Origin of the sequence: Dolichospermum planctonicum, assembly GCF_005402965.1 — a bacterium.
GTDB classification, from domain to species: domain Bacteria; phylum Cyanobacteriota; class Cyanobacteriia; order Cyanobacteriales; family Nostocaceae; genus Dolichospermum; species Dolichospermum planctonicum.
The window spans coordinates 20,211-40,867 of record NZ_BJCF01000030.1; the positions used below are offsets into that span (position 1 = coordinate 20,211).

A 20,657-nucleotide genomic window follows, 5' to 3' on the forward strand; every position below is an offset into this window, starting at 1 on the left:
AAATAAACACTTTACGCGAATTTAGATTATATCAATCATCCTACCCGTGAAGGTAAAGCACAAGAAATCTACATCGTTACCTCAGGTGAAATGATGGCGATGTACGCTGCAAACAACATCGCTCGTGGTATTTTGAAATATGCTCACTCCGGTGGTGTACGTTTAGGTGGTTTGATTTGTAACAGCCGTAAGGTTGACCGCGAAATCGAATTAATCGAAACCTTAGCTGAACGTTTGAACACCCAAATGATTCACTTCGTACCCCGCGACAACATCGTTCAACACGCAGAATTGCGTCGTATGACCGTTAACGAATATGCACCTGATAGCACTCAAGGTAATGAATACCGCGCATTAGCGAAGAAAATCATCAACAACCAAAAACTCACCATCCCCACACCTATCGAAATGGATGAGTTGGAAGCATTGTTGGTTGAATTTGGTATTCTTGATGATGACACCAAGCACGCTGAAATCATCGGTAAACCCGCTGCTGCTACCAAGTAGTATTTAGTAATTGAGGAATAGGAAAAAGGAAAACTCTACATTACCTCCTTTTTACCTTCCTTTCTGCCCTTGGGGATTAATTTCCCCATCCCTACCCAATTAATATCTTTAAAAGCCAGAAGAGGCCAGACATGACAGTTCCAGACAACAAGAAGATTGTTGAAGAAAGAAAAGAGCTAATTAAAGAAGTTCTCAAAGCTTACCCCGAAAAAGCTGCTAAAAAGCGCGAGAAGCACTTAAACGTTCACGAAGAAGGTAAAACAGATTGTGGTGTTAAATCTAACATCAAATCCTTACCCGGTGTAATGACCGCCCGTGGTTGTGCTTACGCAGGTTCTAAAGGTGTGGTTTGGGGTCCTATCAAGGACATGATCCACATCAGCCACGGTCCTGTAGGTTGCGGTTATTGGTCTTGGTCTGGTCGTCGTAACTACTACTTAGGTACAACAGGTGTTGATACCTTCGGTACTATGCACTTCACCTCCGACTTCCAAGAACGGGACATCGTATTTGGTGGTGACAAGAAACTCACTAAATTAATTGAAGAATTAGATGTATTATTCCCCTTAAATCGCGGGGTTTCTATTCAATCTGAATGTCCTATCGGTTTGATTGGTGATGACATCGAAGCAGTAGCTAAGAAGACATCTAAAACCATCGGTAAGCCAGTTATTCCTGTACGTTGCGAAGGTTTCCGTGGTGTGTCTCAATCATTAGGACACCACATTGCTAACGACATGATTCGTGACTGGGTATTCCCCAGAGCAGATCAAGGCAAGAAAGACGGTACACTCAAGTTTGAAGGTACTCCCTATGACGTAGCCATCATTGGTGACTATAACATCGGTGGTGACGCTTGGGCCAGCCGGATCTTATTAGAAGAAATCGGTTTGCGTGTTGTTGCACAATGGTCTGGTGACGGTACAATCAACGAAATGTTGATGACACCAAACGTGAAGATGAACCTCATCCACTGCTATCGTTCTATGAACTATATCAGCCGTCACATGGAAGAGGCTTATGGTATTCCCTGTCTAAACTATGATAATGTGTCTTAAATCTACCAGAATTTAGTCTATATATAACTTTGTTTAATTTGCTCATTGTTCTAAATGGACTCAATTTTAATCCAAATTTAAGATAATGAGAGAAAAAGGGTTACAGGAAATTTTTACCGATTTTACACCACCAGCATCTACCGATGGCAGCTATTTAGGAACGCAGACACAAATGAAAGCTACTCGGCAACATCTGGAAGAGAAATTTCAACAAGGTTTAGTAGATGTCAAATCTCGATTAAAAGCAGCTAAGATCAAGGTCGGACTAGTTGTTAGTGGAGGTACTATTCAATTACAGGCTTCCTTACCTTTAAAACCTGGTGAAATTGATGTCAGAAAAACTGGGAGAAAACAATATAAACTTTCTTTAAATATTCCTGCTAATTTAGATGGTTTAAAAACAGCAGAAGAGGAAGCTCATGAGTTAGGTAAATTAATTGCTCGTCAACAGTTTACATGGAATGATAAATACTTAGGACAAACCGCTGATCAATTTGAAGATCCAGTTAAAACTATTGGTGAAATATTGGCAGAATTTGAAACTCAATATTTTAAAACTCACAAACTCACAGAAAAAAGTAAACACACTTTTTCTTATTATATCAGTCATCTAAAAAGGCTAGTCGGATTGGATACAGTTTTGACACAATCAGCAATAGATCAAAAATTACAAGAGTTAAATAATGAGTATGCAAAGTACAGTACGATTAAAAGCTTAAAGATATTAAGATCCACACTTAACTTAACTAGCTTTACTTTAGAAGGAATCAAAAATAAACAACCAAAAAGTCAACCGAGAGATATTCCTAGTGATGAGGATATAGTCAGATATTATCAATCATTTGCCAATTATGCACTGACGAGAAAAGGGACAATTAAAAGAGATTGTTTAACAAGTTGGAAAATGTGGCAATGGGTTTATGGAATGTTAGCTACTTATGGTTTACGTCCTAGAGAGTTATTTGTAAATCCTGATATTAGTTGGTGGTTTAATCCTGAAAATAAAGATCACACTTGGAAAGTACACCCTGATACTAAAACCGGATCTCGGGAAGCTTTACCCTTATATCCCCAATGGGTTGAATTATTTGATTTAAAAAATTTAGAATCTTTAGAACTTTTAAATAGCCAAGTTTCTGGAAAAAGTAGTTATACAGAAATTAATACTATTCGAGTTAATTGTTCTTCATGGTTTCGACGTGTAGATATTCCCTTTAGTCCTTATGATTTGCGTCATGCTTGGGCAATTAGAGCGCATATTATGGCAGTACCAATTAAGGCTGCTGCTGATAATTTAGGACATTCTGTAGAAATTCATACAGAAATTTATCAAAAGTGGTTTAGTTTGGAAAACCGGAAAAAGGTAATTAAACAAGCTGTGGATAAAAAGGATGATATCGAAGCTATAACACAAGAAAATCTCCAGTTAAAAGCTGAGATAAAACAGTTAAGACAAACTTTAGCAAAATATGAAATTGCTGAAGTATGGAAATAGACTATAGCAGTTCCCAATCTCCTAGGGAATAGGATATAAATTGGTGTGTACTTCATTAGATTGGGAAAGTCTATAAACAGTATTCATCTATCAAGATGAAAAACTGTTGGAGATAAACAATTTTATTAATTTGGGAATTTTAAGCCAAGGTTAAGCAAATTTTGTGAATTAATTTGAGGTGATAATTAGTTTTTAGATGCAGAAACAATATTTTTTAATCTATAAATAAGCTGATTTAGAAATAGCAGAATAAAAAATCTTATATATGGATATTTTTCAGAATATAAATTTATATTCCCTGGTTAGAATATAACTTCTTTGGTCCTACCAAGATTGCTGCTTCTTTACGCGAAATTGCTTCTAAGTTTGATGCTAAGATTCAAGAAAACGCAGAGAAAGTAATCGCTAAATACCAACCTACCATGGATGCGATCGTTGCTAAATATCGCCCCCGTTTGGAAGGTAAGACAGTGGCAATGATGGTTGGTGGTTTACGTCCCCGTCACGTTGTTCCCGCTTTCCAAGACTTAGGAATGAAGATGATTGGTACTGGTTATGAGTTCGCTCATAATGACGACTATAAACGTACTACTCACTACATTGAAAACGGAACTATCGTTTATGACGACGTTACCGCTTACGAATTTGAAGAATTTATCAAAGCATTGAAACCAGACCTAGTTGCTTCTGGTGTGAAAGAGAAGTATGTCTTCCAAAAGATGGGTCTTCCTTTCCGTCAAATGCACTCTTGGGATTACTCCGAACTTGGTAATGTTGGTGGAAAGATACCTTAAATATAGGTTTTTTAGTTGGGGAATTAAGAGAGTTTAATTTTTAGACTAAATGGATTTTATTATGTTCTATAATAACATTGTTTATAGATAACTGCAAGTAGTAAAAGTCTTATTATATCTGATTTTGAGATGGTTGTTAATTTGTGATGTTTGGTGATTTAGTTATATGGGATAACTTTTTGTGGATTGATTTTATAGACTAAATTTATCTAAATAAGAAAAACAGGAGTAGTATTTACGGCTTTTTATAAGTCATGTTTCCTACAGTTATGGAAGAGGGCTAAGAGGACTAATAATTCTGTGGTTACATAAGCAACAGATGATTTTACCTGAAGATAGCGGTGTGCAAAGAAGCCTCCGCACTAAATCCTTGATTTTATGCGTGGATAGTCACTCTGATCATTTTAACTGGAGTTTTGGGGCGATCGCATCACAATAATCATAAATTACATCCTGTAAATCCTGATTCAGACAATTAATGCTACAATAAACCAATAACTACTTGGTATCATACCATGATGATTACTCAAGCGCCAGAATCCCCATCTCACACATTAGAAGATATATCAGAAGAGATAATTTTCCCACCCAGTGACTTATATAGTGATGAACCTCCCGTGGAAACAGAACTGCATTTACGACAAATTATTCTCCTCCTCAAATGTTTAGAATGGTTATGGAAGGAGAGAACTGATTTTTATGCTGTCGGAAACCTAAGTATTTACTATAGTCCTCATCAAAAAAAATCAAAAGATGTTAGAGGTCCAGATTTTTTCGTAGTGTTAGGAACAGAACGAAAAACTAGAAAAAGTTGGGTAGTGTGGGAAGAAAATGGCAAATATCCTCATGTCATTGTCGAAATTCTTTCACCAACTACAGCTAAAACTGATAGAGAAACTAAAAAACTACTTTATCAAGATACTTTCCGTACACCTGATTATTTCTGGTTTGATCCTTATACATTAGAATTTGCAGGATTTAATTTAATTAGTGGCAAATATCAACCCTTACAACCTAACGAAAAAGGACATTTATGGAGTGAAGAATTGGGTTTATACTTAGGGATTCATGAGGGTTTATTAAGATATTTTACATCATCAGGAGTTTTAGTTCCTACACCGGAAGAAAGCGCAGAGATGGAAGCAACAAGAGCAGCAATGGAAGCAGAAAAAGCGAAAATATCAAATGAAAAATCTCAAAGGTTAGCCGCAAAATTGAGAGAGTTAAATATTGATCCAGATACAATTTAAGCAAATCTCAAATCAAATTGTGTTTGGTTGAATTACCCCAACTTTGTATATTAGGAGTATTATTTTATGCCAATCATGACTATTAAAGATGTAGAAAAACTGCAAACTGCTATCAATGATGCAGGTTTAGATTACGATGTTGAATTAACAAACGGGAGAATTTCTATTGTGGGTCCATCAGATATTGTATCTAGCGAAATTGGTATTCTTTTTAGCCGACTATTAGCGAATTGGGTTTATCCCCGTCGTTTAGGAAGAGTATTTGATTCTGCGGGAGGTTTTATTTTACCTGATAGCAACCTCACCGCTCCCGATGTTTCTTTTGTCAGTGCTGCACGTCTGCGTCAAAGTCCCCGCTATTTTGGCGAACTTGTACCAGATTTAGTAGTAGAAATTAAATCTCAAAGTGATAGAATTAAAACATTAAAAAATAAGATTCTCAACTTGATCAAATTAGGTGCAATTATTGGAATTTTAATTGATCCTGATGAAGAAACTGTAACAGTTTATCGTTCTCAAGGTGAAGCAATAGTTTTTCATAATGGCGATATTTTAACTTTACCAGAACTTTTTCCAGGTTGGGAATTAGCTGTTTCTGAATTATGGCCTCCTATTTTTACTCAAGAAGAAATAGAAGGCTTAACGGGCGACAAGGAGATTGAAAAAAAGAATTAAAAAACCCAAACATCCTCTAAAATTTCACACCGATTTGACCATTAACTCCTCGCACAGAATTGTAACCAGCACCCAGAAAAACATGATCGCTAGTGACTACTTGTACACCACCGGAAACAGCCACTCCTTGATCTTCCGAATACCAACCAATTCCGACATAAGGTGAAATAAATGGTAAACTCAAGAATTTTAAAAAATCTCCTCCCATAGCACCTTCAGGACCCCTTCCTACTTCAACACCAAAACCTAAAACTTTAACACCCGCACCATAAGTAACTTCACTATCTTTACTTCCCACCGTCACCCAAGGTTGCGGTAACAGTTGAGCCGCAACCTGATGAGGAGTAAATATATTTAAGCAAGTTAGGGATGAAATGAGTATTTTGATCATCAATGCTTTTTTCATCGTTGTTTTCCTCTACTACCACTGATATCGTAACATTTTCATAAACATAATTAAAATTTTTTGTGTTGTGTAGGTATAATTTAACATTTTCGCAGTCATGTTATAATCAACAAATAACTACTTGGTATCATACCATGATGATTACTCAAGCACCAGAATCCCCATCTAACACATTAGAAGATATATCAGAAGAGATAATTTTCCCACCCAGTGACCTATATAGTGATGAACCTCCCGTGGAAACAGAACTGCATCTCGAACAAATAATGCTCTTAATAAAATCTCTCAAATGGTTATGGAAAGAGAGAAATGATTTTTATGCTGTCGGAAATCTCAGTATCTACTATAGTCCTCATCAAAAGAAATCAAAAGATGTTAGAGGTCCAGATTTTTTCGTGGTGTTAGGAACAGAACGAAAAACTAGAAAAAGTTGGGTTGTATGGGAAGAAAATGGTAAATATCCTAACCTGATTGTGGAAATTCTTTCACCAACCACAGCGAAAACTGACAGAGAAACTAAAAAAGAACTTTATCAAGATATTTTCCGCACACCTGAGTATTTTTGGTTTGATCCCTATACTTTAGAATTTGCAGGTTTTTATTTAATACATGGTAAATATCAACCTGTAGAACCTAATGAAAAGGGACATTTATGGAGTCAAGAATTAGGTTTATATTTAGGAATTGTTCAGGGTTTATTAAGGTATTTTACATCTACTGGATCTTTAGTTCCTACACCGGAAGAAAGTGCAGAAATAGAAACCCAAAGAGCAACAATTGAAGCCCAAAGAGCAACAATTGAAGCTCAAAGAGCAGCAATTGAAACTCAAAGAGCAGCAATGTTTGATGAAAAAGCTCAACGGTTAGCAGCAAAGTTGCGAGAATTAAATATTGACCCAGATAGAATCTAATTTAGAATTTAGATCCCTGACTTCTTGAAAAAGTCGGGAATTTAGGGATTTAATTATAATCTAGTTTGTGGTAAAATTTCCTAATCAGAGATGAAATCTTTAAACTCACTTCTGCATTTATTTGTTGGGTACAAAGAAGAAAACGCCTTTTTAGGGATTGAATACTACAAACTATTAGCTCATAAACCTGATGACTATTTTCCAGTTCACTTAATAAAATCGAGCCATTTTGACCAGCTAGAAAATGCAGTAATTCTACTTCTGATGCTGGTAAGATATCTAAACTTTGCTCTAAAAAAGCCGTTAATTCAATATCTATAAAAGGTTGATCTAAGTAGGCTGGCGTTAAAAATTGTCGTTATGACAAGGGAACTCTTAACTGGGAAGAGGTTTTGGGTAACTTTACTTTTCGTTACTTATGTCGGTTTTTTTCCGTTTACCTACTTAGCTGCAATAATTTATTGGTGTCACCTGCAAATAATTCTTGAATAAGATAACCAGCGATCGCTTAAAATGATCAATCACATCCTGTAAGCTATCAGACAATGTACCACAGCGATCGCTACCAATTAATCACCGTCAAATTAGCAACCTCATCTGCAAATAGATCCCTCATCCTGTAAATCCTGGAAATCCTCATATAGCTTGCGCCACGCTATCAGACAAATGCTACAATTAACTAATAACGACAAGAAGTAAACAAAATGGAAAGCAGAATAACTATTCATCCAGATATTTGCAATGGACGACCCATTATTACTAATACTCGAATTTCTGTACAAACAATTATGGAGTTTTTAGGCGCTGGTGATTCAATTGAGGAAATTCTGGAAGAGTACCCCTCTCTACAACGAGAAGATATTTATGCTTGTATTCAATTTGCAGCAAAGTTGATGGGGAATCACTACGAAGTGAGAAAAATCGCATGAATGGGTTTTTATTCGATGAAAATCTACCCGTGAAAATTCAATTTACCCCATCTTTACTCATTGTCCATGTTTCCATCTTAGGTGACAGTCCAAGTGATACCCAAATATGGCAGTATGCGAAAGAAAGAAAACTGGTAATTGTTACCAAAGATGCAGATTTTTCCGATCGCATGATGGTTGATTTACTCCCGCCTAAAGTAGTACATCTACGCTTTGGGAATGTGCGAAAACGTCAATTTCACTCACTCCTGTCCAGAGTTTGGCCAGAAATTGAAATTTTAGTGGCTGATCATCAGTTAATTAATGTTTATTTAGATCAGATTGAAGCTTTTAAATAATTAATGTTTGATACTAGAAAGCGATCGCTTAAAATGATCAATCACATCCTGTAAGCTATCAGACAATGTACCACAGCGATCGCTACCAATTAGACATCTCCAGAAAAGAATGTAGAGAAGTTCCATGGAACGTCTCTACAAGGGTTGTAAGTCACGCATATTTAATTTTCGGAGATGTCTATTAATTACCGTCAAAATATTGATCTTTGCAAATTCTTGATCAACAGTCACTAAGCTGGCTGAATTTTGGATTATCATGGCCGCGATTACTGCATCAGGTAATTTTAAGCGATATTGCTGACGAATTTCGATGATCTTCTCAACCAATACCCCATCACCCCCGTCAAACCAACAATCTCCACTCGCTGAAGAAATTGTCCAAAAAGTCAAAAAGTTGGCGATCTGCTTGCAGCAGCGGTTACGCTATCGCTTTCCTGTCAACTGTCAACTGTCACCTGTCAACTGTCAACTCCGCGACTTCCGGGAGAAGTCGGGGATCTATTCCATGTTTATTTTGGACTATAGGGCAGAGAAGAATGGTGTACGATAATACGCAATTTGCCATTATTACCCTTAATAAACTGCCAGGTTTTATCTACTGTTGTGACTTTACCTGTTTTATCAGTAATGTCAACATTACCCATAGTTGTAGCAGTATTACCGTCAATAAAAATACCAGCGTTGCGAATTTCCACTTTTCGCCATCCTTTGAGAGCAAAACCAGTATCTTGAGGGAAAGAGGAATCACCACCCACAAAATAAGACAAAGCTCCTTTGTGTGTTGTGCGGAAGGTCTGGTCTCCAGTTGTCAAGGTGGGCTTAAACAACACTAATCCCGACTGATAAGCATATAATTCATCTATCACCTTCTTAGCCAATGTTCTAGCGGCGGCTATCCCCTCTTGATCATAGGTAGTGCTGATATTAACTAACGCATTACCCCAGGCTTTTTGGGCGGCCAGCACTTCAGACTCCGTAATGGATATATTAACTACTGATGTCTTAGGAGTTGATGAGACTGGCTTAGTGATGGTACTACTAACTTGAGCATGAGCCATGGATGGCGCTGTCACCAACAATGTAACCCACAAGGCTATGGTAGCAGCAATTACAGAAAGATTGACTCGTAATTGTTTAATCGGATTGGTTTGCATATTAAGAGCAAGTTACAAAAGTTTTCAGTAACATCTAACCACGTTGTGCCAATCCAGTCAATAGTTACCATCAGTAATTACCATGCTATCATTTAATGATCTGAGAAGTTGGGCATCTAGTTTGTCGGGTGAACAATTAAAAAAACAGAGGATTTTGCCTGAAAATAGGGATGTGCGGAGAAAATCTCCGCACCAATTTTTCGGTTTATTCTAGTTTATTCGTGGACAGTCACTTTGATCATTTTCACCGGAGTTTTGGGGCGATCGCCAGATCCTGTTGGAGTGGTTTCAATGGCTTTTAATACATCCATGCCTTCAGTCACTCGACCAAACACGGGATGCTTAGATTGACCGGGGGTAAACCAATCCAGATAGGAGTTGTGGACAGTGTTGATGAAAAACTGACAACTACCACTATTAGGCCGCCCGGTATTAGCCATAGATAGAGTTCCCGGTTCATTAGAAAGTTTCCCATCTTCAGGATGCTCATCTTGAATGCACCCATCAGGACTATTACCTGTTCCTGCACGGGGGGAGCTAGGATCTTTGCTGTAGGGACAACCAAACTGCACCATGAAGTTATTAATCACCCGGTGGAAATGTAGACCATCATAAAACCCACTTTTAGCCAATTTGATGAAATTTCCCGCCGTTATGGGCATAACATCAGTGAATAGCTCAAGAGTAATAGTACCAAGGGAAGTTTCCAGAGTTGCGGTGGGATTTGCCATGAATATTGAATTACCAATCTGTGTAATGGTTTACTTTATCGCTTCTAGTTTACCCAATATCTTGAAAATAAATAAGTTGGCATGAAAAAACTAAACTCTGTAAAGAAATGTAAAATTATAGTTGGGATTTTGATCTTTAGTTTGATCTTTAATAGAGATATTTCATATCCCCGAATTCTCCCAGAATTCAGGGATCTAAGCGATGTTTATTTTGGACTATAGGGCAGAGAAGAATGGTGTAAGATAATACGCAATTTTCCATCATTACCTCTAATAAACTGCCAGGTTTTATCTACTGTTGTGACTTTACCGGCTTTATCAGTCAGGGAAACATTACCCATAGTGGTAGCAGTATTACCGACAATAAAAATGCCAGCGTTGCGAATTTCCACTTTTCGCCATCCTTTGAGAGCAAAACCAGTATCTTTAGGGAAAGAGGAATCACCACCCACAAAATAAGACAAAGCTCCTTTGTGTGTCGTGCGGAAGGTTTGGTCTCCAGTTGTTAAGGTAGGCTTAAACAACACCAATCCCGACTGATAAGCATATAATTCATCTATCACCTTGTCCGCCAATGTTCTAGCAGCGGCTATCCCCTTTTGATCATAGGTAGTGCTGATATTAACCAACGCATTACCCCAGGACTTTTGAGCGTCCAGCACTTCAGCCTCAGTAATGGATATATTAACTACTGATGTCTTAGGAGTTGATGAGACTGGCTTAGTGGTGGTACTCTTAACTTGACCATGAGCAATTGATGGTGCTGTCACCAACAAGGCTAAGGTAGCAGCAGTTACAGAAAGATTGACTTGTAATTGTTTAATAAGATCGGTTTGCATATTAAGACGAAGTATGAAAAAGCAAATTACGAAAGTTTTCCACAACATCTAACCACATTTTGCCAATCCAGTGCAATAACTACTATAAATAGTTACCATCAGTAATTACTATTCGAGTTAGGTACAATAAATCATAATTAAACGCAGATAAACGCAGATAAACACAGATGATTTGTTAATTAACCTTTTAATCAGGAAAAGCTAAACCGGTTCTAGGATCTCTGATATATAATCCTAGTGTTAAACTCCGCATGACTTCATCCCAAACCGGTATTAATTGTTCTGCTTGATCTGCCCAATAATCAAAGGTAATTAAACATTGAATATTAGAACCCAAACCAACACAAGTCCGAGAAAAAGCTTCCCTGGGTTCGGCTTGAGTATCAATAAATTTAATTTCACACCACATAATTTTAGCCGTTTGTCTTTTGACAGTGATCACCTCTCCTCTTGCAATTACATCACGACTATCATCTTCCATGATTTTCTTTAAAGTAGATTTGAGGGGAAACAGAGTCCAATCATTAGGAGGTAAATGATTGTAAGACATTTCTAAGCAACAATCATCATCAGGTGGTTTTTTATCTGTAAACTTAAATGATTTTTCCTGGGGTTGAGTTATCCAACCACGAGGGACATTAAACCGCACTGCCCCCCTACCTGCCACAAAAATATTGTATTCTGGAGGAGATTCCCAATGATGATCTGGTTTCAGTTCTAGGGTTTCCTTAATCCATTGAAGATTGCTTTTTTTCCGCTTTGTCATAATTTTAATAAGGGATTAAATTTTATCTGAAATTAGTCAGATTTATTTTGGAAATGTGATTTTATGTTTCTGTTTCCAACCCCACACTATCATAAAGCATTTCTATGGGAAATTCAAATGCAATACTTGATAAAGTAATCATGTCTCCAGTAGTGTAGGGATAATAAAGCCACATTCTTCCTTCTCCTCGACAATAACGTTCAACAGAGATTTTTTCAGAATCAATCAAGATATATTCTTGTAAAGTGGGTATGGTGAGATAATATCGGAACTTTTCACCTCTATCTTTACCGCTTGTACCGGGAGAAAGAACTTCAACAATTAATTTAGGATTTTGAATAAATTTACGGGCATTGATGTCTTCACTGTGACAACTGACGATCAGATCAGGATAGAAGTATGGACCTTTAGAGGTAACTTGCACTTTTACATCTGATACATTGATTCGACAACCTCTAGGACGGAGATGAGGACGTAAAGATGTGTAAAGATTGAGAGCAATATCATTATGGGGAATTGTACCACCAGTCATGGCGAAAACTTCACCGTTGATGTATTCATAGCGAATATCTTGGTTAAGTTCCCATGCAAGATATTCCTCAATGGTCATTTTTGCCGGTTGTTGGGGAATGGCTATCATAGCAGGATTTTTCTCAGTTTGTTTTGATTATAGCAACTGATAAGAAAGATGTTTTAAACTTGTCTCTAGCCAACATACAGCAGTTTCCGATATTATGAAGTACAGATATTAATGATAAAACTCTTGTGGTGCGGGCAAGATGCCCGCACAAGGTGTACCTCACTCAAAGCTACTTGCTATAGCTTTTCCCGTTCCATATTTCCTGTCAGTTGTTCAACTACTACTTTTACATTTCTGATTCCTTCAGGTTGGATAAAATTTTTGATTTTTGATGGTTGTTCACGAATTAATGATAGAAATTAGTTTAGAAGGTAAAGGAATTGGTTTTTTACCACTACAATAAACAGTTTCTATCCATAACTCTCTCGCTTCATTAATATTTTCTATTGCCTCCTCTAAACTTTCGCCCTGACTCATACAACCTGGTAAGTCAGGAATCATTACTGTATATCCTCCGTCCTCTTCTGGATAAATAGACATGAGATATTTTAAAGACAGATAATATTCTAAAGATTGATGCTCAAGTTGAGAATTAGTTTTCATCTTGCCAATTTTCCAAATCTAGTAATCTAATCGTTTCTTCAATATACGTTCGTTTAACTTTTTTACCCCCTTTTTTGGGAATAATAATCACTTCTCCTTGATCATTTTCAAAAGCGTGATGACTTCCCTTCGCTCTAATTTCCTGATATCCAAATGCTTCCAAAACATAACTAATTTCTTCAAATCTGGCTTCAGGAAAGAGAGAAGATATTTAATTAATTTACTTAGTTTACCCATTGACTAATCATAGCATTTTTTCGGCTAGGTGGTTGAGATGATTGTTGATTGACCAGTTATACCATACTTTACAAAAATAATATTAGTAGGTTATTGAGGTTGCAAATGGTCAATAGAAAGGGGGGCTGTGCTGAGAAGTTCAGGGTAGTGACAGTATTCACAGCGACATTGAGCGCGTTGTCTGACCTGCTGATAAAGAGTTTTAGGAATGGGCATGATCTTGAGCAGCAACAGCAGCGTTAATATAACTGAAGATGTCGTCAAGTTCCCCTATTGCCTCTAGTTCTATTGCTTCCTCTGGGGTGAGGGTATCCAATTTGTTTTTATCAAGGAGTTCTTGCATCCGTTCACTTAGCTTATCGGTAAATTTGAATAGCATGAGGTTCTTAATACGCTTGATGCAGATTCCTTCAGGTAAGAATTGGGAGGGTTTAACGAGTGTAGTTGTCATTGGTCGATGATCTTTAGTTTTCTTAATTTTATGCCATCAATACGGCTAAATTCCCGTGTATTGTGAGTAACTAGAGTGAGATCATTTGCTAATGCGATCGCCGCAATTAACAAATCATTTTGTCTTGATTATAGCAACTGACAAAAATATCCCATCAAAAAAAGCGAGGAAGTCAAACTTCCCCGCATGAGTAAAATCAATAAACTAAGTTATTGTTTGTGAAAAATCCGAGTGTAAGTAATAACTCCAGATTAAACAGTAACAATGAAATCACTAGCAGCTAAAGTAGGAGTACCAACGATAGATGCAAACTGAGCACCGGTACCAAAACCAGGAGCAGCACCATTTTGGTTATAGTAGAGGCCACCGTTACTTGTACCTGTACCTAGGACATAAACAATTTGAGCGCTGCTTGTTGCTGCACTAGCCGCACTTGTAGCAACGGCAAAGTTTGAAGCCACACTAAATCCGGCACCAGCAACACTGCTTACAGCCGCAAATACTGCCTTGCTCAAAGCGATCTTGTCACCAGCGCTAAAGTCAGCGATGATGTCTATACCATTACCAGTTGCAGCGGCACTGAAAGCTGCGGTGCCATTGAATACGAACTGGTCATTACCAGCACCACCAACTAAGCTGTCAGTACCCAAACCACCAACCAGGGTGTCATCACCGGCACCACCATTAAGGGTGTCATTACCAGCACCACCGGTTAAGGTGTTGTTAAGAGCATTACCAGTGAGACGGTCAGCACCCAAACCACCAATGGCGTTTTCAATGGCATCTATCGCAGTTAATGTGATTTGTGTATTAGTCACAACGGTTTGAGCAGTGTTGATACCCAAATTCACAGTGGCACCTAATGAAGCCGCAGCACCATCAAAGCTAATGGTATCTATACCAGAGGTATCCCTAATGATGTCGTTACCTAGTGTAGCGAGAGTGAAGCGATAAGTATCATTACCAGCACCACCATCAAGACTGTCATTACCAGCACCACCAATGAGGGTGTCATTACCAGCACCACCAATGAGGATGTCATTACCAGCAGCGCCATCAAGCTGGTTATTACCACTGTTACCTGTAACGGTGTTATTACCAGCGTTACCTATACCATTAACGGCAGTTCCAGTTAGGGTCAGGTTTGTTTTTGTTGCCCCTAATGTAGTAGCAGCAGCAGTAGCAGCAGAGATAACGGTATCAGTGATAGTTACTGTGCCAGTTACGAAGGGGATAGTTGCACCAGAAGGGTTAGTTAATGTGACGGTGAATCTTTCATCCGCTTCAGCAGTTGTATCAGATGTAGTCCTAAAGGTGATAGTCTTGCTGGTCTGCCCTGGAGCAAAGGTGAGTGTGCCGCTGAGTGTGCTACCAGTATTAGCACTGTAGTCAGTGGTCGCAGCAGTACCAGCAGCGGTAGCGTAGTTAACTGTTACATCACTAGTACTAGCTTCACTCAGAGTCACTGTCACCACAGCATTTGATCCCTCTACCGCAGTTACATCACTGATGCTTAGTCTTCTGGGTATGTTAAGAGGAGTGTCTAGTCTCAAGAGAGCGACTTCAGTTCCATCTACTTGACCGGGGGTTCTGCTGCCGGCAACGAAAGGAAAATCGTTGTCGTTTGTTACCAGAATGGTATTTTTGTCAACGATAGTCAAAGCTTCAACGTTTTGGAATGGCAATTTAAAGCTGGTTGAACCATCACCATTCAAGTCACTGGGGTCTTGAATGTCTAACAGGTTAGCGACTTCTTGCTTGATCAGAAAGCCATTGGCGTCTACCTGGGTCAAGTCAATTTTATAAATCCTTTTGAATTCAGCAGCAGCCCCAGTTAAACGGTCTTTTTCAATGACCAAGTATTCATTATCATTGATAGCTGTCAAGTCATTGATTGACTGGGAGTTAGAAGTCTTCTCCAGTTTATATTTGTATTGTGTGCCGAAGGTTTTGCTGGTTAAGTCAAATTCGTAGATACGGAGAACATCGTTGGTAGCACTGTCACCAGTAACGACACCTTCCAAAGCGGTGATGAGCTTGGTCTTGCTGGTATTGATTGCTGTACTTTCCAACCCTCTAGAACTTAAGTTAGCAGTGGCATTTCCAGCCAATACAGCAGGGTTTTGGGGAGCGAAGACGTTAGGTACAGCAATGGGAGCTTCTAGCAATTTACCAGTAGCATCAAAGCGCAATAGGTAAGGACCGAACTCGTCTCCCACCCAGATTGTGCCGTCTTTATCAAAGACGAATGACTCGATATCAAAGTCACCACCTGTTAGGTTTCTCTCAGCAGTGTTTTCGTTAACCAGAGTGAAGTTAGGAATGTTAATCTTCTTGTCTGGGTCGCGGAATTGAATAAAGTTCAAAAACTGGACACTACCATCTGCACCAGTTTCCGCTCCTTTTAAGCTTGGGTCAACTTGGTAAAGACGTAACAAAAAGTCGGCACTGTTAGTTTTTTGACCATAACCGTTATCTGGTTGAAACCAGTAAGTGCCATTGTTACCAACTTGCATGGAACTGAAACCACCAAGAGGCAGACCAAGAGTAGTGAAAGGTACGGTGACACCATTGGTGTTAGTAGTAATCTGACCACCGGATGTAAATGTGTCCCAAAAGGAGCTACTAGAGAAGGTTGCACCAGGAAAGCCAGCGAAACCGGTTAGTGTTGTTGTAGGCATATTATATCGAGAATTTTTCTGTTGATTTCGTTTTTACGTGCCAGTTCAGTTTTTTAATTACATTGCCCGTCAGGTCAGAAACCAGGTTCTTATTCCCACAGGGGGTCTAACCTAAAACTCGAGCAACCATGCTCTGAAAACCTTTCTTGACAAGGAACAAAAGATCTAAAAACTCGTCACCAAGTCTTTAAAGACTGTGTTGAGCTATTATCTTGAATAATGTCAGGACTAAGTACAGCATGAAACACTCAGTTTTGATTGGACGATGAAGTAACAAAGAACTAATCTGAACAGTTAAGATATTGGCACTGGAAGGTTAACAATAAAATAAGCAAAGTACAATAAATGGTTAAATTTATGCGTTGCATCATGCCAATATCAATTATGTTTCGCTTCTAATTTTATTATCTATATCAGCAATGTCTATTGATTAAAGAAGTATATGTATTTGTGCTTATTAGCGATTAATTTACGCATCCTAATTCAAGCTTAAACAATACTTATATATTCTTTCCTAAGTAAGCTGTGACCCAGCTAAATTGTAGAATCCTAGGCTAAATCTTGTAGTGCAGGCATACTTCGGCCAAGCTCAGTACAAGTCTTGCCCGCTATAATTACACAAAATAATTACACAAATTAAATGCAGTACAGCTTATATCAATTAATAAGCGAAATTAACTATTTTTATAAACCATTTCCATTCTCAACTTTTCCACCTCAATCTTCAACCGTTCATTTTCCATTTTCAACCCTGTATTTTCATCCTTAATCAACTCAACTTCATTCCGTTTATTCAAAGCCTGATTTATTGCTAATTTCCGCATATCCAAAGAAAACCAACGTTGATAAGTTTTCGTATGAATCTGCACACTATGACCTAAATTATCCGCCGCTGCTTTCATAGGAATGCCCAAAATATGCGCTCGAATTGCCCAACCATGACGTAAATCATAGGGTTTAAAATCCAAACCAATTTTTCTAAACCACCAACTCACCCTTTGAATTAAAGCCGTGATTTCTGCATGATTGTTCTGGTCTTTTTTACTGATTGCGATCGCTAACATTTGCAAATATTTAGGATTTCTTAAATCAAATTCATCAATCCATTCTTTATATAAAGGTAAAGCTTCTCTTTCCCCAGTTTTACAATCTTGATCAACCTTCCAAGTTAAATCTATATTTTCATCACTCAACCACCAATGAATATGAGGATTAACAAAAAGCTCACGAGGACGTAACCCAAAAACCGCCAACATTCCATAGATCCAACGCCATAATTGCCAACTATCTTTGACATCTTGATTAACTTGCTTACCGCGATGATTGAGATATTCATCAAACTTGTAAAATCCTGTAACTATTTGTTTATCAGTGGGAATATTGCGAGAATTACTTTCAGGAACTTTAGCATAATTAGTTAAATTAATTTCAATTTTAAAAACTTGACAAAATACAGAAATAGCCCTCACTGCATTATATTTAGCCCAATCCTTATCTATTTTTTCAATTGCATTAATCAAACTTTGCCCATTAGCCAAATCATCAGTATTTGTATAACGTTTAATTCGGGAAAAATAATAGAAAAAAGTATGTTCACTTTTAGTAGTGCGTTTATGGCTTTTAAAATATTCATCTTCAAATTTTGCTAATAACTTACCAATAGTTATTAACTCTTTTTTAATGCCGTCATTTCCTAAATTTCCCAAATATTTATCATTCCAAATAAATGTTTTTCTAGCAATTAACTTACCTAATTCATAAGCCTCCTCCTCCGCAGTTTTCAGTCCTGATAAATTGGCTGGAATGTTTAAACTGAGATTATATTGTTTTTTGCCTGTGTTGTTGATATCTGCATCACCTGGTTTAATAGGTAAAGTTGCCCGTAATTGCAGACATCCATTTGATTCTCGGATTGTTACCCTGGTTTTTGCAGACTTCAAACGCAGATTTACCTGTTTTAATTCCCATAATAGATTTTCTTTCATCCTTTGCTCCTCCGCGTCTTTGCGCGAAACTTAATTCTTAAACTTTTAGACTATATTGAGACTAAAAATAAATGCGTTAACCGCAAACATAGTTTATCGCTGACAATGCAGAAATCATCAACTTTTCTAGTTAAAACCTATTAAACCAGCAAAATAAATACTCCGGTCCTTACCACGGTTACGACGGATTTGCCATTTTCGCTCGTGACATGGACTTGGCGCTCAACAGCCCAACCTGGGGATTAATTGGCGCTCCCTGGAACAAAAAAGCTCAAGCTAAAGTTAAAGCTAAAGCGGCCGTCTAGGGAACAAAAATCTGGGGTTTTACCCCAGGAGAGTTGGAAATTCAAGATTCAAAATTAAAAATTCTCAGTTTTGAATTTTGCATTCTGAATCTTGAGTGGTATTTCCGACTCTCCACCAAACGCAAACATCATACACCGCAGGAGATACAGAAAATGCCTCAGAATCCAGAAAAGATTCAGGATCACGTTGAGCTATTCCACCAACCAGAATACCAACAACTGTTTGAAAACAAGAAACAGTTTGAAAATGGCCACACTTCCGAAGAAGTACAACGGGTAGCAGACTGGACAAAAACCTGGGAATATCGGGAAAAGAACTTTGCGCGGGAAGCTTTAACCGTTAACCCAGCTAAGGGTTGTCAACCTTTAGGCGCTATGTTTGCGGCCGTAGGTTTTGAAGGTACTCTTCCCTTCGTTCAAGGTTCTCAAGGTTGCGTGGCTTACTTCCGTACCCACTTAACCCGTCACTACAAAGAACCATTTGCGGGTGTTTCTTCTTCCATGACAGAAGACGCGGCTGTATTCGGTGGTTTGCAAAACATGATTGATGGTTTGGCTAACTCTTACAAACTATACAATCCTAAAATGATTGCTGTTTGCACCACCTGTATGGCAGAAGTTATCGGTGATGACTTACAATCATTCATTGGTAACGCTAAAGACGCTGGTTCAGTTCCTCAAGATTTCCCAGTCCCTTTTGCTCACACTCCTAGCTTCGTTGGTTCTCACATCACTGGTTACGATAACATGATGAAGGGAATCCTTTCTACCTTAACCGCAGGTAAGAAGAAAGCCAAGAGCAACGGTAAAATCAACTTTATTCCTGGTTTTGATACCTACGTAGAAAACAACCGCGAAGTTAAGCGCATTGCTAACCTATTCGGTTTTGACTACACCTTATTATCTGACAACAGTGATTATGTTGACTCACCTAATGATGGTGCGTACAATATGTACCCAGGTGGTACTAAGCTCGAAGATGCAGCAGATTCCATTAACGGTAAAGCTACCATTGCTCTTCAAGCTTACTCCACAGCCAAGACCCGTGAATACATTGCTAAGGAATGGGGTCAAGACGTTTGTGTTTCTCGTCCTTGGGGTATCAAGGGAACTGACGAGTTCTTGATGAAACTCAGCGAAATGACTGGTAAGGCTATTCCTGAAGAGTTAGAAATCGAACGTGGTCGTGCAGTTGATGCGATGACTGACTCCCATGCTTGGTTACATGGTAAGCGTTTCGCTATCTATGGTGATCCTGACTTAGTTTACAGCTTAGTTGGTTTCATGTTGGAAATGGGCGCTGAACCAGTACACATCTTGGTTCACAACACCAATGAAGCATTTGAGAAAGAATTGCAAGCATTGTTAGATTCTAGCGCCTTCGGTAAGTCCGCTAAAATCTGGGGTGGTAAAGACTTGTGGCACTTACGCTCCCTGTTATTTACCGAACCCGTAGACCTATTAATTGGTAACTCCTACGGTAAGTATTTATGGCGTGATTGTGGTGTACCTTTGGTTAGAATTGGTTATCCTATCATGGACCGTCACCACTACCACCGTTACGCAACTGTTGGTTATAAAGGTGTTATTAACCTGTTGAACTGGATTGTCAATACAATCTTTGAAGAAATTGACCGTACTACCAATGTTCCTGGTCAAACCGATATTTCCTACGACTTAGTTCGTTAAGAATTATCTAGGGGTGGGATTTTCCCCTCCTTTCCGTCGCAAATAAGTAAAGGGGACAGGAAATTGGGTAAATTCCCTAAAATCCTCTCCCCTATCTTCAGTTCCATTAGCTTAACTAGCCTAATCTTTGTTCCTTTCATCTACCTGACAGATGAATTTTCCCATAAGTTCCCAGAAAAATTATCTCTTTTGATCAGCGTTAATCAATGTTATGAAAACCCCACTCTGGAAAATATAGATAAATACATATCTTTTTTGCAGGTTTATCTGTGT

19 protein-coding genes and 6 pseudogenes are annotated in these 20,657 nt (G+C 38.3%); 11 read left to right on the plus strand and 14 right to left on the minus strand.

All coding sequences use genetic code 11. The features are described 5' to 3' along the window. Window positions 1-12: 12 nt before the first annotated feature. The 6 genes and pseudogenes from FFO06_RS13465 to FFO06_RS13490 all read left to right on the plus strand — a co-directional run. Window positions 13-507: pseudogene (locus FFO06_RS13465) on the plus strand (NifH family ATP-binding protein); the annotation flags it as partial. 131 nt (window positions 508-638) lie between these two features. Beyond that, a pseudogene (locus tag FFO06_RS13470) lies at window positions 639-1,553 on the plus strand (nitrogenase component 1); the annotation flags it as partial. A 97-nt stretch (window positions 1,554-1,650) separates the two neighbouring features. Then, window positions 1,651-3,060 (plus strand): site-specific integrase, encoded by a 1,410-nt coding sequence (locus FFO06_RS13475; protein WP_137908498.1) that lies wholly within the window; start codon window positions 1,651-1,653, stop codon window positions 3,058-3,060. A gap of 293 nt (window positions 3,061-3,353) precedes the next feature. Beyond that, window positions 3,354-3,854 (plus strand): annotated as a pseudogene (locus FFO06_RS13480) (nitrogenase component 1); the annotation flags it as partial. 515 nt (window positions 3,855-4,369) lie between these two features. Next, window positions 4,370-5,104, plus strand: coding sequence for a Uma2 family endonuclease (locus FFO06_RS13485; RefSeq protein WP_028089569.1), 735 nt, complete (start codon window positions 4,370-4,372; stop codon window positions 5,102-5,104). A 66-nt stretch (window positions 5,105-5,170) separates the two neighbouring features. Continuing rightward, window positions 5,171-5,779, plus strand: coding sequence for a Uma2 family endonuclease (locus tag FFO06_RS13490; protein ID WP_137908499.1), 609 nt, complete (start codon window positions 5,171-5,173; stop codon window positions 5,777-5,779). 16 nt (window positions 5,780-5,795) lie between these two features. Here FFO06_RS13490 and FFO06_RS13495 read toward each other — a convergent pair whose 3' ends face one another. Beyond that, a complete protein-coding gene (locus tag FFO06_RS13495; protein WP_137908500.1) occupies window positions 5,796-6,185 on the minus strand; it encodes a hypothetical protein in 390 nt (129 codons plus the stop codon). Window positions 6,186-6,319: 134 nt separating this feature from the next. On the opposite strand from FFO06_RS13495, the gene FFO06_RS13500 reads away from it, so the two are divergent. The 3 genes from FFO06_RS13500 (at window position 6,320) to FFO06_RS13515 (ending at window position 8,363) form a co-directional block, all read left to right on the plus strand. Beyond that, window positions 6,320-7,096, plus strand: a complete 777-nt coding sequence (locus tag FFO06_RS13500; RefSeq protein ID WP_137908501.1) for a Uma2 family endonuclease — start codon at window positions 6,320-6,322, stop codon at window positions 7,094-7,096. A gap of 704 nt (window positions 7,097-7,800) precedes the next feature. After that, window positions 7,801-8,025, plus strand: coding sequence for a DUF433 domain-containing protein (locus FFO06_RS13510; protein WP_039201637.1), 225 nt, complete (start codon window positions 7,801-7,803; stop codon window positions 8,023-8,025). Continuing rightward, window positions 8,022-8,363 carry a DUF5615 family PIN-like protein gene (locus tag FFO06_RS13515; RefSeq protein WP_162501197.1) on the plus strand — a complete coding sequence of 114 codons (342 nt, stop codon included), beginning with the start codon at window positions 8,022-8,024 and terminating at the stop codon, window positions 8,361-8,363. The genes FFO06_RS13510 and FFO06_RS13515 overlap by 4 nt, the downstream gene beginning before the upstream one ends. Here the strand turns inward: FFO06_RS13515 and FFO06_RS22340 are convergent, their stop codons facing one another. The 13 genes and pseudogenes from FFO06_RS22340 to FFO06_RS13580 form a co-directional block, all read right to left on the minus strand. Beyond that, on the minus strand, window positions 8,364-8,489 hold the full coding sequence (locus FFO06_RS22340; protein ID WP_255501589.1) for a hypothetical protein: 126 nt from the start codon (window positions 8,487-8,489) through the stop codon (window positions 8,364-8,366). Between the two features lie 9 nt (window positions 8,490-8,498). After that, on the minus strand, window positions 8,499-8,753 hold the full coding sequence (locus FFO06_RS13520; RefSeq protein ID WP_199306436.1) for a PIN domain-containing protein: 255 nt from the start codon (window positions 8,751-8,753) through the stop codon (window positions 8,499-8,501). Between the two features lie 119 nt (window positions 8,754-8,872). Next, complete coding sequence (locus FFO06_RS13525) at window positions 8,873-9,517, minus strand: metal-independent carbonic anhydrase family protein (protein WP_137908502.1); 645 nt, start codon at window positions 9,515-9,517, stop codon at window positions 8,873-8,875. A 215-nt stretch (window positions 9,518-9,732) separates the two neighbouring features. Next, a complete protein-coding gene (locus FFO06_RS13530; RefSeq protein WP_137908503.1) occupies window positions 9,733-10,248 on the minus strand; it encodes a peptidylprolyl isomerase in 516 nt (171 codons plus the stop codon). A 206-nt stretch (window positions 10,249-10,454) separates the two neighbouring features. Then, window positions 10,455-11,087 carry a metal-independent carbonic anhydrase family protein gene (locus tag FFO06_RS13535; RefSeq protein ID WP_137908504.1) on the minus strand — a complete coding sequence of 211 codons (633 nt, stop codon included), beginning with the start codon at window positions 11,085-11,087 and terminating at the stop codon, window positions 10,455-10,457. A gap of 187 nt (window positions 11,088-11,274) precedes the next feature. After that, on the minus strand, window positions 11,275-11,853 hold the full coding sequence (locus FFO06_RS13540) for an Alr1449 family protein (RefSeq protein WP_137908505.1): 579 nt from the start codon (window positions 11,851-11,853) through the stop codon (window positions 11,275-11,277). 61 nt (window positions 11,854-11,914) lie between these two features. Further along, the gene (locus tag FFO06_RS13545) at window positions 11,915-12,493 is read right to left on the minus strand and encodes a Uma2 family endonuclease (protein ID WP_137908506.1); all 579 of its coding nucleotides are present in this window, start codon (window positions 12,491-12,493) and stop codon (window positions 11,915-11,917) included. Window positions 12,494-12,772: 279 nt separating this feature from the next. Then, window positions 12,773-13,036: a type II toxin-antitoxin system HicB family antitoxin gene (locus FFO06_RS13550; RefSeq protein WP_137908507.1), complete on the minus strand. Its 264-nt coding sequence runs from the start codon at window positions 13,034-13,036 to the stop codon at window positions 12,773-12,775. Next, complete coding sequence (locus FFO06_RS13555; RefSeq protein ID WP_370743782.1) at window positions 13,026-13,247, minus strand: type II toxin-antitoxin system HicA family toxin; 222 nt, start codon at window positions 13,245-13,247, stop codon at window positions 13,026-13,028. Before FFO06_RS13555 ends, FFO06_RS13550 begins: the two co-directional genes overlap by 11 nt. Before the next feature lie 228 nt (window positions 13,248-13,475). Then, window positions 13,476-13,724 carry a hypothetical protein gene (locus tag FFO06_RS13565; RefSeq protein ID WP_137908508.1) on the minus strand — a complete coding sequence of 83 codons (249 nt, stop codon included), beginning with the start codon at window positions 13,722-13,724 and terminating at the stop codon, window positions 13,476-13,478. Next, window positions 13,721-13,843 (minus strand): annotated as a pseudogene (locus FFO06_RS22000) (type II toxin-antitoxin system VapC family toxin); the annotation flags it as partial. The pseudogene FFO06_RS22000 and the gene FFO06_RS13565, both read right to left, overlap by 4 nt. 132 nt (window positions 13,844-13,975) lie before the next feature. Beyond that, entirely contained in the window at window positions 13,976-16,405 is a 2,430-nt protein-coding gene (locus FFO06_RS22345; RefSeq protein ID WP_137908509.1) for an esterase-like activity of phytase family protein, read from the minus strand. A 674-nt stretch (window positions 16,406-17,079) separates the two neighbouring features. Then, window positions 17,080-18,399 (minus strand): annotated as a pseudogene (locus FFO06_RS13580) (site-specific integrase); the annotation flags it as partial. 149 nt (window positions 18,400-18,548) lie between these two features. Here FFO06_RS13580 and FFO06_RS22590 point away from each other — a divergent pair. After that, window positions 18,549-18,695 (plus strand): annotated as a pseudogene (locus FFO06_RS22590) (nitrogenase molybdenum-iron protein subunit alpha); the annotation flags it as partial. A 153-nt stretch (window positions 18,696-18,848) separates the two neighbouring features. Beyond that, window positions 18,849-20,384 carry a nitrogenase molybdenum-iron protein subunit beta gene (gene nifK / locus FFO06_RS13590; protein ID WP_137908511.1) on the plus strand — a complete coding sequence of 512 codons (1,536 nt, stop codon included), beginning with the start codon at window positions 18,849-18,851 and terminating at the stop codon, window positions 20,382-20,384. Window positions 20,385-20,657 lie beyond the last annotated feature (273 nt).

What these genes read in the sequence shown, in the direction of transcription:
- FFO06_RS13550 (WP_137908507.1), bottom strand. Translation starts at nt 13,036, where the DNA reads ATGAAAACTAATTCTCAACTTGAGCATCAATCTTTAGAATATTATCTG.
- FFO06_RS13535 (WP_137908504.1), bottom strand. Translation starts at nt 11,087, where the DNA reads ATGCAAACCGATCTTATTAAACAATTACAAGTCAATCTTTCTGTAACT.
- FFO06_RS13525 (WP_137908502.1), bottom strand. Translation starts at nt 9,517, where the DNA reads ATGCAAACCAATCCGATTAAACAATTACGAGTCAATCTTTCTGTAATT.
- FFO06_RS13540 (WP_137908505.1), bottom strand. Translation starts at nt 11,853, where the DNA reads ATGACAAAGCGGAAAAAAAGCAATCTTCAATGGATTAAGGAAACCCTA.
- FFO06_RS13530 (WP_137908503.1), bottom strand. Translation starts at nt 10,248, where the DNA reads ATGGCAAATCCCACCGCAACTCTGGAAACTTCCCTTGGTACTATTACT.
- nifK (WP_137908511.1), top strand. Translation starts at nt 18,849, where the DNA reads ATGCCTCAGAATCCAGAAAAGATTCAGGATCACGTTGAGCTATTCCAC.
- FFO06_RS13515 (WP_162501197.1), top strand. Translation starts at nt 8,022, where the DNA reads ATGAATGGGTTTTTATTCGATGAAAATCTACCCGTGAAAATTCAATTT.
- FFO06_RS13500 (WP_137908501.1), top strand. Translation starts at nt 6,320, where the DNA reads ATGATGATTACTCAAGCACCAGAATCCCCATCTAACACATTAGAAGAT.
- FFO06_RS13495 (WP_137908500.1), bottom strand. Translation starts at nt 6,185, where the DNA reads ATGAAAAAAGCATTGATGATCAAAATACTCATTTCATCCCTAACTTGC.
- FFO06_RS13475 (WP_137908498.1), top strand. Translation starts at nt 1,651, where the DNA reads ATGAGAGAAAAAGGGTTACAGGAAATTTTTACCGATTTTACACCACCA.
- FFO06_RS22345 (WP_137908509.1), bottom strand. Translation starts at nt 16,405, where the DNA reads ATGCCTACAACAACACTAACCGGTTTCGCTGGCTTTCCTGGTGCAACC.
- FFO06_RS13545 (WP_137908506.1), bottom strand. Translation starts at nt 12,493, where the DNA reads ATGATAGCCATTCCCCAACAACCGGCAAAAATGACCATTGAGGAATAT.
- FFO06_RS13565 (WP_137908508.1), bottom strand. Translation starts at nt 13,724, where the DNA reads ATGACAACTACACTCGTTAAACCCTCCCAATTCTTACCTGAAGGAATC.
- FFO06_RS13490 (WP_137908499.1), top strand. Translation starts at nt 5,171, where the DNA reads ATGCCAATCATGACTATTAAAGATGTAGAAAAACTGCAAACTGCTATC.
- FFO06_RS13510 (WP_039201637.1), top strand. Translation starts at nt 7,801, where the DNA reads ATGGAAAGCAGAATAACTATTCATCCAGATATTTGCAATGGACGACCC.
- FFO06_RS22340 (WP_255501589.1), bottom strand. Translation starts at nt 8,489, where the DNA reads ATGGAACTTCTCTACATTCTTTTCTGGAGATGTCTAATTGGTAGCGAT.
- FFO06_RS13485 (WP_028089569.1), top strand. Translation starts at nt 4,370, where the DNA reads ATGATGATTACTCAAGCGCCAGAATCCCCATCTCACACATTAGAAGAT.